At 39.7% G+C, this 9,092-nt stretch carries 9 protein-coding genes, 1 tRNA gene, 1 other RNA gene and 1 pseudogene; 11 read left to right on the top strand and 1 reads right to left on the bottom strand.

What is annotated here, in order from left to right; translation table 11 throughout:
• Nucleotides 1–24 precede the first annotated feature (24 nt).
• Nucleotides 25–98, top strand: a tRNA-Asn gene (locus HT734_RS05340).
• A gap of 72 nt (nucleotides 99–170) precedes the next feature.
• On the opposite strand, the gene HT734_RS05335 is transcribed toward HT734_RS05340, so the two are convergent.
• Nucleotides 171–1,427, bottom strand: a complete 1,257-nt coding sequence (locus HT734_RS05335) for an ISL3 family transposase (protein ID WP_061760017.1) — start codon at nucleotides 1,425–1,427, stop codon at nucleotides 171–173.
• Between the two features lie 103 nt (nucleotides 1,428–1,530).
• Here HT734_RS05335 and HT734_RS05330 point away from each other — a divergent pair.
• The 10 genes and pseudogenes from HT734_RS05330 to HT734_RS05285 all read left to right on the top strand — a co-directional run bounded on the left by HT734_RS05330 (nucleotide 1,531) and on the right by HT734_RS05285 (nucleotide 9,092).
• Nucleotides 1,531–2,553, top strand: a pseudogene (locus HT734_RS05330) (IS630 family transposase).
• 185 nt (nucleotides 2,554–2,738) lie between these two features.
• Nucleotides 2,739–2,975 carry a sigma(X)-activator ComW gene (gene comW / locus HT734_RS05325; protein WP_000939542.1) on the top strand — a complete coding sequence of 79 codons (237 nt, stop codon included), beginning with the start codon at nucleotides 2,739–2,741 and terminating at the stop codon, nucleotides 2,973–2,975.
• A gap of 230 nt (nucleotides 2,976–3,205) precedes the next feature.
• Nucleotides 3,206–4,492, top strand: a complete 1,287-nt coding sequence (locus HT734_RS05320) for an adenylosuccinate synthase (RefSeq protein WP_004237599.1) — start codon at nucleotides 3,206–3,208, stop codon at nucleotides 4,490–4,492.
• Nucleotides 4,493–4,692: 200 nt separating this feature from the next.
• Entirely contained in the window at nucleotides 4,693–5,160 is a 468-nt protein-coding gene (tadA, locus tag HT734_RS05315) for a tRNA adenosine(34) deaminase TadA (RefSeq protein ID WP_033679445.1), read from the top strand.
• Nucleotides 5,161–5,192: 32 nt separating this feature from the next.
• Nucleotides 5,193–5,290: signal recognition particle sRNA small type (gene ffs, locus HT734_RS05310), an RNA gene on the top strand.
• A gap of 56 nt (nucleotides 5,291–5,346) precedes the next feature.
• On the top strand, nucleotides 5,347–5,790 hold the full coding sequence (locus tag HT734_RS05305) for a dUTP diphosphatase (protein ID WP_000701987.1): 444 nt from the start codon (nucleotides 5,347–5,349) through the stop codon (nucleotides 5,788–5,790).
• Nucleotides 5,750–6,307 (top strand): histidine phosphatase family protein, encoded by a 558-nt coding sequence (locus HT734_RS05300; RefSeq protein ID WP_173277339.1) that lies wholly within the window; start codon nucleotides 5,750–5,752, stop codon nucleotides 6,305–6,307. Before HT734_RS05305 ends, HT734_RS05300 begins: the two co-directional genes overlap by 41 nt.
• 10 nt (nucleotides 6,308–6,317) lie before the next feature.
• Complete coding sequence (gene radA, locus HT734_RS05295; RefSeq protein ID WP_135783528.1) at nucleotides 6,318–7,682, top strand: DNA repair protein RadA; 1,365 nt, start codon at nucleotides 6,318–6,320, stop codon at nucleotides 7,680–7,682.
• A gap of 72 nt (nucleotides 7,683–7,754) precedes the next feature.
• Nucleotides 7,755–8,252, top strand: a complete 498-nt coding sequence (locus HT734_RS05290; RefSeq protein WP_000119802.1) for a carbonic anhydrase — start codon at nucleotides 7,755–7,757, stop codon at nucleotides 8,250–8,252.
• A gap of 24 nt (nucleotides 8,253–8,276) precedes the next feature.
• Nucleotides 8,277–9,092, top strand: a complete 816-nt coding sequence (locus HT734_RS05285) for a PrsW family glutamic-type intramembrane protease (RefSeq protein WP_173277341.1) — start codon at nucleotides 8,277–8,279, stop codon at nucleotides 9,090–9,092.

Below are 9,092 nucleotides of genomic sequence, written 5' to 3'. Positions count from 1 at the left end.
GATATGGAAGTCGCTTAGCTTTTATCCGCCATAGCTCAGTTGGTAGTAGCGCATGACTGTTAATCATGATGTCGTAGGTTCGAGTCCTACTGGCGGAGTTGTTAAGAAAAGGAGGTATATACCTCCTTTTTATTTTAGCTCTTTGTCAACTGTAGTGGGTTGAAGAAAAACTAAGCTCGAGAAAGGACACATTTCGTCCTTTCTTTTTTGATATTCAGAGCGATGAGAATTCGCTTCTTGAAGTTGTCAAAGTTCCGAAAACCAAAGGCATTTCGTTTGATAAGTTTGATGAGATTATTGGTCGCTTCCAATTTGGCGTTAGAATATGGTAACTGAAGGGCGTTGACGATTTTGTCTTTTTCCTTGAGAAAAGTTTTAAAGACAGTCTGAAAAATAGGATGAACTTTCTTTAGATTGTCTTCAATGAGTCCGAAAAATTTCTCCGGTTCCTTATTCTGAAAGTGGAAAAGTAAGAGTTGATAGAGATTATAGTGGTGCTTCAAGTCTTCGGAATAGCTCAAAAGCTTGTCTAGGATTTCTTTATTGGTTAAGTGCATACGAAAAGTAGGGCGATAAAAACGCTTATCACTAAGTTTATGACTATCCTGTTGAATGAGCTTCCAGTAGAGCTTGATAGCCTTGTATTCATGGGATTTTCGCTCAAACTGATTCATGATTTGGACACGCACACGACTCATAGCACGGCTTAAGTGTTGAACGATGTGAAAGCGATCAAGTACAATTTTAGCACACGGAAAAAGCTGTTTAGCCAAGTCATAGTAGGGACTAAACATATCCATAGTAATGATTTTCACCTGACAGCGAACGGCTCTATCGTAGCGCAGAAAGTGATTCCGGATGATGGCTTGTGTTCTGCCCTCAAGAACAGTGATGATATTGAGCTTTTCAAAATCTTGTGCAATGAAACTCATCTTTCCCTTAGTGAAGGCATATTCGTCCCAGGACATAATCTGTGGAAGACGAGAAAAATCATGCTTAAACCGGAAGTCATTGAGCTTTCGAATGACAGTTGAAGTTGAAATGGCCAGCTGATGAGCAATGTCGGTTATAGAAGTCTTTTCAATCAACTTTTGAGCAATCTTTTGATTGATGATACGAGGAATTTGGTGATTTTTCTTGACGATAGAAGTTTCAGCGACCATCATTTTTGAACAGTGATAGCACTTGAATCGACGCTTTTTCAGGAGGATTCTAGTAGGCATACCAGTCGTTTCGAGGTAAGGAATCTTAGACGGTTTTTGAAAGTCATATTTCTTCATTTGGCTTCCACAATCAGGACAAGATGGGGCATTATAATCCAGTTTAGCGATGATTTCCTTGTTTGTATCCCTATTGATGATGTCTAGAATTTTGATGTTTGAGTCTTTGATATCGAGTAATTTTGTGATAAAATGTAGTTGTTCCATATGATTTTTTCTAATGAGTTGTTTTGTCGCTTTTCATTATAGGTTATATGGAGCTTTTTTTCTACAATATCTATAGGGGATTTACCCACTACAAATATTATAGATCCAAAAAATTGAACAACTCCTAAGAGATTCATCATACGCCAAATATCACAAACGTCTACAGATTATTTATTTTCGCTCAAAAGATAAGAGTTATAAGGAAATCATGGATCTGCTAGATTGCGATAAAACAACTGTTTGGAAGAATTTGAAAAAATATAAGGAGTTTGGTTTAGAAGCTCTTCTTCAAGAGACCCGTGGTGGACGTCATCGAGAATATATGACTTACGACTTACGAAGAAGAACAAGTATTTCTAAAACGTCATATAGAAGCTGCTCAGGCTGAGGAATTTATAACTGTCAATTAGTTATTTGAAGCCTATCAAAAAGAGATTGATCGCACTTCCACACGTGATGGTTTCTATTATCTCCTGAAACGCCATGGTTGGCGAGCGGTCACTCCTTGACCTGAACATCTCAAGAAGGCAGACGCTCAAACAATTGAGACGTCTAAAAATAAAATCTACATTCGAGACCTTAAGTAAGTGATTTAAAGAGGAGGGGACTTATAAGAAAGTACGCTTGATGTACCAAGATGAAGCTGGTTTCGGAAGAATCAGTAAGATGAGTTCTTTTGGGGCTTCTAAAGGAATCCGACCTAGCAATACTAGTCATTATATGTGAGAATATCGCTATTGTTATGGGGCAGTAGATGCTCAGACAGGAGATTCCTTCTTACTTATTGCTGGAGGATGCAATACTGAGTGGACCAATGAATTTCTACGGCAAGTCTCACAAGCTTATCCAAATGACTATATTTTACTTGTAATGGATAATGCTATATGGCATAAATCAAGTACCTTAGAGATTCCAAGTAATATTGAGTTGGCTTTTATCCCGCCTTATATACCAGAAATGAACCCTATTGAACAAGTCTGGAAAGAAATTCGAAAACGAGGTTTTAAAAATAAGTCTTTCCAAAGTTATTGATAAGCTTCAAGAAGTTATTCAAGGACTGGAAAAAAGTGTTTTAAAGTCCACTGTCAGCAGACAATGGACAAGGTTGCTTTTTAAAAATATTTGAGTGTAAAGCAGTTAATAAGGTCTTTATAATAGTCTAATTTAGGTAGTAAATTTCTTCCTATCCTGTCAACTTTTCTTATTTGTTATCTTGTTGAGATTTGTATTTTGACAATTCAGGAATTGATAGTGAATGTGTAAAATTTTTTGTTAGAATAAGTTCATAAAAAAGAAAAGGAGTATATATTTATGTTACAAAAAATTTATGAGCAGATGGCGGATTTTTATAGAAATATTGAAGAAGAGTATGGTACTGTATTTGGTGATAATTTTGATTGGGAACATTTTCATTTTAAATTTTTAATTTATTATTTAGTGAGATATGGTATTGGGTGTCGTAGGGATTTTATCGTTTACCATTATCGTGTTGCTTATCGTTTGTATCTTGAAAAGATGATAATGAATCGGGGATTTATTTCGTGTTGAGATGTTTTGAGTAAATTTCCGAACTAATTTACTCTTTTATGGAAAGATAACAGTAAATAGCTAGTAATTTTTTAAAATCTTTTTTTAATAGTTGGAAATAGCAAATCTTTCTATTGTTTCTTCTTGATAAAAAGGCGATTTTTTCTTATAATAAATTGTAAGATATAATTGCAGGTGAGAGTCCTGCCATGTATGTGAGAAAGGAAGAGCCTGAGGGCTCATACAAGATTATGACTTCAGTTGTTGTTGTAGGTACCCAATGGGGTGATGAAGGTAAAGGGAAGATTACAGACTTCCTTTCAGCGAATGCAGAAGTGATTGCACGTTACCAAGGTGGTGATAATGCAGGTCACACGATTGTGATTGATGGTAAAAAATTTAAGTTGCACTTGATTCCATCTGGGATTTTCTTCCCTGAAAAAATCTCTGTTATTGGAAATGGTATGGTTGTAAATCCTAAATCTCTTGTGAAAGAGTTGAGTTATCTTCATGAGGAAGGTGTAACAACTGATAATTTGCGTATTTCTGATCGTGCGCATGTTATTTTGCCTTATCATATCGAGTTGGATCGCTTGCAAGAAGAAGCTAAGGGCGACAATAAAATTGGTACTACAATTAAGGGAATTGGTCCAGCTTATATGGACAAGGCTGCTCGTGTTGGGATTCGTATTGCAGATCTTTTGGATAAAGATATTTTCCGTGAGCGTTTAGAACGTAACCTTGCTGAAAAGAATCGTCTTTTTGAAAAATTGTATGACAGCAAAGCGATTGATTTTGATGATATTTTTGAAGAATATTACGAATATGGTCAACAAATCAAGAAATATGTGACAGACACATCTGTTATCTTGAATGATGCGCTTGATAATGGTAAACGTGTGCTTTTTGAAGGTGCACAAGGTGTTATGCTAGATATCGACCAAGGTACGTATCCATTTGTTACGTCATCAAACCCTGTGGCTGGTGGTGTGACAATTGGTTCTGGTGTTGGTCCAAGTAAGATTGATAAGGTTGTAGGTGTATGTAAAGCCTATACCAGTCGTGTAGGAGACGGTCCTTTCCCAACTGAGTTGTTTGATGAAGTGGGAGAACGTATCCGTGAAGTAGGTCATGAATATGGTACAACAACTGGTCGTCCACGTCGTGTGGGTTGGTTTGACTCAGTTGTGATGCGTCATAGCCGTCGTGTTTCTGGTATTACTAACCTTTCATTGAACTCTATCGATGTTTTGAGTGGTTTAGATACAGTGAAGATCTGTGTGGCCTATGATCTTGATGGTCAACGTATTGACTACTATCCGGCTAGTCTTGAGCAATTGAAACGTTGCAAGCCTATCTATGAAGAGTTGCCAGGTTGGTCAGAAGATATTACCGGAGTTCGTAATTTGGAAGATCTTCCTGAGAATGCGCGTAACTATGTTCGTCGTGTGAGTGAATTGGTTGGCGTTCGTATTTCTACTTTCTCAGTAGGTCCTGGTCGTGAACAAACAAATATTTTAGAAAGTGTTTGGTCCTAAGAGATTTTTAAGATTTGTTTAAGATAGGTCGGGTATACTATAGACAGTTACAAGAAGACCTCCTAACTTGTTGTAACAAATATCCTAAACTTTTCTTTTTCATAATAATCTCCCTATAAAGTCACCGCATTCGGTGGCTTTTTTTGTTTTGGGATTCATGATATAATAATAAAATCGATAAGTAGGAAAAGAGAAAAGAGATGTATTATACACTTGAAGAAAAAGAAGTCTTCATGAGAGAGGCCTTGAGAGAGGCTGAGATTGCTCTTGAACACGATGAAATTCCAATTGGTTGTGTGATTGTGAAAGATGGCGAAATCATTGGTCGCGGGCATAATGCACGTGAGGAATTGCAACGAGCGGTTATGCATGCGGAGATTATGGCCATAGAGAATGCGAACCTGAGTGAGGAGAGCTGGCGCTTGCTGGATTGTACTCTTTTTGTGACCATTGAGCCTTGTGTCATGTGTAGTGGAGCGATTGGACTTGCCCGTATTCCAAACGTGGTCTATGGGGCTAAAAACCAGAAATTTGGTGCTGCTGGGAGTTTGTACGATATCTTGACAGATGAGCGTCTCAATCATCGTGTGGAGGTTGAAACGGGAATTTTGGAAGATGAATGCGCAGCTATTATGCAGGACTTTTTTAGAAATAGACGGAAAAAATAATTTTGCTTTTAAAATGAATAGGAATGTGATATAATAAATAGTGGAGCAACAGTTCTGCGTGAAGCGGGTCAGGGGAGGAATCCAGCAGCCCTAAGCGATTTGAATTGTGTGCTCTTTTTTTCGTGCTTTTTCCGAATAAATAAGATAGAATAATCTAGAATAAATGATAATAGAAAAGAGAAGATGATGAAAATTCGTGGTTTTGAATTGGTTTCTAGTTTTACAGATGAAAATTTATTGCCCAAGCGTGAGACAGCGCATGCGGCTGGTTACGACTTAAAGGTTGCTGTGCGTACAGTTATTGCGCCAGGAGAGATTGTATTGGTTCCGACAGGGGTTAAGGCTTATATGCAACCAACTGAGGTTCTCTATCTCTATGATCGCTCTTCAAACCCTCGTAAGAAGGGCTTGGTCTTGATTAATTCAGTTGGGGTCATTGATGGGGATTATTATGGAAATCCTGGGAATGAAGGGCATATTTTTGCTCAGATGAAGAATATTACAGACCAAGAGGTTGTTCTTGAAGTTGGGGAACGTGTGGTCCAGGCTGTCTTTGCTCCTTTCTTAATTGCAGATGGAGATGCGGCTGATGGCGTTCGAACTGGTGGATTTGGATCGACAGGGCACTAAGATGAAGATTATCTTTGTACGTCACGGGGAGCCAGATTACCGTGAGTTAGAGGAGCGTTCTTATACGGGATTTGGGATAGATTTGGCATCTTTGTCTGAGAAGGGACGACAGCAAGCCCAGGAACTGAGCAAAAATCCTTTCCTCTCTTCAGCAGAAATAATCGTATCTTCTGCAGTCACAAGAGCTTTAGAAACGGCTTCTTATGTGGCTTGTGCTACGGGACTTCCTTTGAGAGTGGAGCCTTTATTACATGAATGGCAGGTTTATGAAAGTGGCACAGATAAATTTGAAAAAGCTCGTACTATGTTTCTAGAAAATAAGGGGAAGTTACTTCCTAATAGTCCTATTCGATATGAGACAGCTGCGGAGATGAAGTCTCGGTTTCTAGAATGTATGTCTAAGTATCGAGAACACCAGACTGTGGTAGTTGTTGCTCATCGCATGCTCATGCGCCAGTTTGTACCAAATGAGAAGATTGATTTTTGCCAAGTGATTGAGTGTGAGTTAGAGATATAGAAAGAGGTTTATCATCGCAAAGAAAAAAGCGACATTTGTATGTCAAAATTGTGGGTATAATTCCCCTAAATATCTGGGACGTTGCCCCAACTGTGGATCTTGGTCTTCTTTTGTAGAAGAGGTTGAGGTTGCTGAGGTCAAGAATGCGCGTGTGTCCTTGACAGGTGAGAAAACCAAGCCCATGAAACTGGCTGAGGTGACTTCCATCAATGTCAATCGAACCAAGACGGAGATGGAGGAATTCAACCGTGTACTTGGGGGAGGAGTGGTACCAGGAAGTCTCGTCCTCATCGGTGGGGATCCTGGGATTGGAAAATCAACCCTTCTCCTACAAGTCTCAACCCAGTTGTCCCAAGTGGGTACGGTTCTCTACGTCAGCGGGGAGGAGTCTGCCCAGCAGATTAAACTACGTGCAGAGCGTTTGGGTGATATTGATAGCGAGTTTTATCTCTATGCAGAGACCAATATGCAGAGCGTTCGAGCTGAGGTGGAGCGCATCCAACCAGATTTTCTCATCATCGACTCCATTCAGACTATTATGTCTCCTGAGATTTCAGGGGTGCAGGGGTCTGTTTCTCAGGTGCGTGAGGTGACAGCTGAACTTATGCAGCTGGCCAAAACCAATAACATTGCCATCTTTATCGTAGGGCATGTGACCAAGGAAGGAACCTTGGCCGGTCCTCGTATGTTGGAGCATATGGTAGATACGGTACTTTACTTTGAAGGGGAACGCCACCATACCTTCCGTATTTTAAGAGCGGTCAAAAACCGTTTTGGCTCTACTAATGAAATTGGGATTTTTGAGATGCAGTCGGGTGGTCTGGTTGAGGTACTCAATCCGAGCCAAGTTTTCCTAGAAGAGCGTTTGGATGGAGCGACTGGTTCATCAATCGTTGTGACCATGGAAGGGACGCGTCCAATTTTAGCAGAGGTTCAGGCTTTGGTGACACCGACCATGTTTGGAAATGCCAAGCGTACGACGACAGGACTTGATTTTAATCGTGCTAGCTTGATTATGGCTGTTTTGGAGAAACGGGCAGGATTGCTTCTCCAAAATCAGGATGCTTATCTCAAATCTGCTGGTGGTGTAAAATTGGATGAACCTGCGATAGACTTGGCCGTTGCAGTTGCTATTGCTTCGAGTTACAAGGACAAGCCAACCAATCCTCAGGAATGTTTTGTAGGAGAATTGGGCTTGACGGGAGAGATTCGCCGTGTCAATCGTATCGAGCAACGCATCAATGAAGCTGCTAAACTGGGCTTTACTAAGATTTATGTACCTAAGAATTCCTTGACAGGAATCACTCCACCCAAGGAAATTCAGGTCATTGGTGTGACAACGATTCAGGAAGTTTTGAAAAAGGTTTTTGCTTAATCTGTGACAAATCCTCTTAAAAATGATAAGATAGGAGAAATATTTGACTATCAAATTTTCGAGGAGGGAATCATGTCGTATTTTGAACAGTTTATGCAAGCCAATCAGGCTTATGTTGCCCTACATGGGCAGTTAAATCTGCCACTTAAACCCAAAACAAGAGTTGCCATTGTGACCTGTATGGACTCACGTTTGCACGTTGCGCAAGCTCTAGGTTTGGCACTTGGGGATGCTCATATCTTGCGGAATGCAGGTGGTCGAGTGACTGAGGACATGATTCGTTCGCTAGTTATTTCCCAGCAACAGATGGGGACAAGAGAGATTGTGGTGCTGCACCATACAGACTGTGGTGCTCAGACCTTTGAAAATGGTCCTTTTCAGGAGTATTTGAAAGAGGAACTGGGTGTCGACGTGTCAGACCAGGACTTCTTGCCCTTCCAAGATATAGAGGAGAGTGTGCGAGAGGATATGCAAGCCCTTATCGAATCTCCCTTAATACCAGATGATGTCATTATCTCTGGTGCTATTTATGATGTGGATACAGGAAGTATGACAGTCGTAGAATTATAAATACTTCATTTAGAAAGAAAGTGTATGAAGAAAAACAGTATTTTATTTATTTTTATCTTATTGCTATGTATTGGTTTACAGTATGAAACCATCTACTATACGGATGGTTCGATGTCAGCTGCGGAATATGGACTAATGGGAGTTTCTATCTTTCTAGCTCTCTTTTACATGATTCCGGCTCTTTATTTCCTTTTCTGTATTGGGAAAAAATGGGAATTGCCAAAGAAAGCCTTGATTTTGTCTTTATTGGGTGGGATGTTCCTTTCAGGCTGGTTGTCTAGCTTTGCTAATACCTATATCCATGATTTGCTGGGCGTTCTTTTCCCAGATAGTACATTTTTAAATGCCTTTGAAAGTGCTATTGTGGCTCCTTTGGTAGAAGAACCCTTGAAATTGTTGCCACTTGTTTTTGTTTTAGCTTTGATTCCTATACGAAAATTAAAATCTTTGTTTTTACTAGGCATTGCTTCTGGTTTGGGATTCCAAATGATTGAGGATATTGGTTATATCCGTACAGATTTGCCAGAGGGATTTGACTTTACTATTTCGAGAATTTTAGAGCGTATCATCTCAGGAATTGCCTCTCACTGGACTTTTTCAGGTCTGGCTGTAGTAGGTGTTTACTTACTTTACAGAGCTTATAAAGGACAGAAGGTTGGCAAAAAACAGGGGCTTATTTTCCTGGCTTTAGCCTTGGGAACTCACTTCTTATTTAACTCTCCTTTTGTAGAATTAGAGACAGAGTTGCCTTTAGCAATTCCATTGGTTACGGCTATTGCTCTCTATGGTTTTTATCAGGCTTATCGCTTTGTTGAGAAGAACGATGAGATAATGAACTAG

Source organism: Streptococcus sp. k-90 (genome assembly GCF_013277565.1).
Taxonomy (GTDB): domain Bacteria; phylum Bacillota; class Bacilli; order Lactobacillales; family Streptococcaceae; genus Streptococcus.
Note: the sequence above shows the minus strand (reverse complement) of the source record. Positions and strands in the feature narration are given on the sequence as shown.

What these genes read in the sequence shown, in the direction of transcription:
- HT734_RS05300 (WP_173277339.1), top strand. Translation starts at nt 5,750, where the DNA reads ATGGCGTTCGAACTGGTGGATTTGGATCGACAGGGCACTAAGATGAAG.
- comW (WP_000939542.1), top strand. Translation starts at nt 2,739, where the DNA reads ATGTTACAAAAAATTTATGAGCAGATGGCGGATTTTTATAGAAATATT.
- HT734_RS05290 (WP_000119802.1), top strand. Translation starts at nt 7,755, where the DNA reads ATGTCGTATTTTGAACAGTTTATGCAAGCCAATCAGGCTTATGTTGCC.
- HT734_RS05305 (WP_000701987.1), top strand. Translation starts at nt 5,347, where the DNA reads ATGAAAATTCGTGGTTTTGAATTGGTTTCTAGTTTTACAGATGAAAAT.
- tadA (WP_033679445.1), top strand. Translation starts at nt 4,693, where the DNA reads ATGTATTATACACTTGAAGAAAAAGAAGTCTTCATGAGAGAGGCCTTG.
- HT734_RS05335 (WP_061760017.1), bottom strand. Translation starts at nt 1,427, where the DNA reads ATGGAACAACTACATTTTATCACAAAATTACTCGATATCAAAGACTCA.
- HT734_RS05320 (WP_004237599.1), top strand. Translation starts at nt 3,206, where the DNA reads ATGACTTCAGTTGTTGTTGTAGGTACCCAATGGGGTGATGAAGGTAAA.
- HT734_RS05285 (WP_173277341.1), top strand. Translation starts at nt 8,277, where the DNA reads ATGAAGAAAAACAGTATTTTATTTATTTTTATCTTATTGCTATGTATT.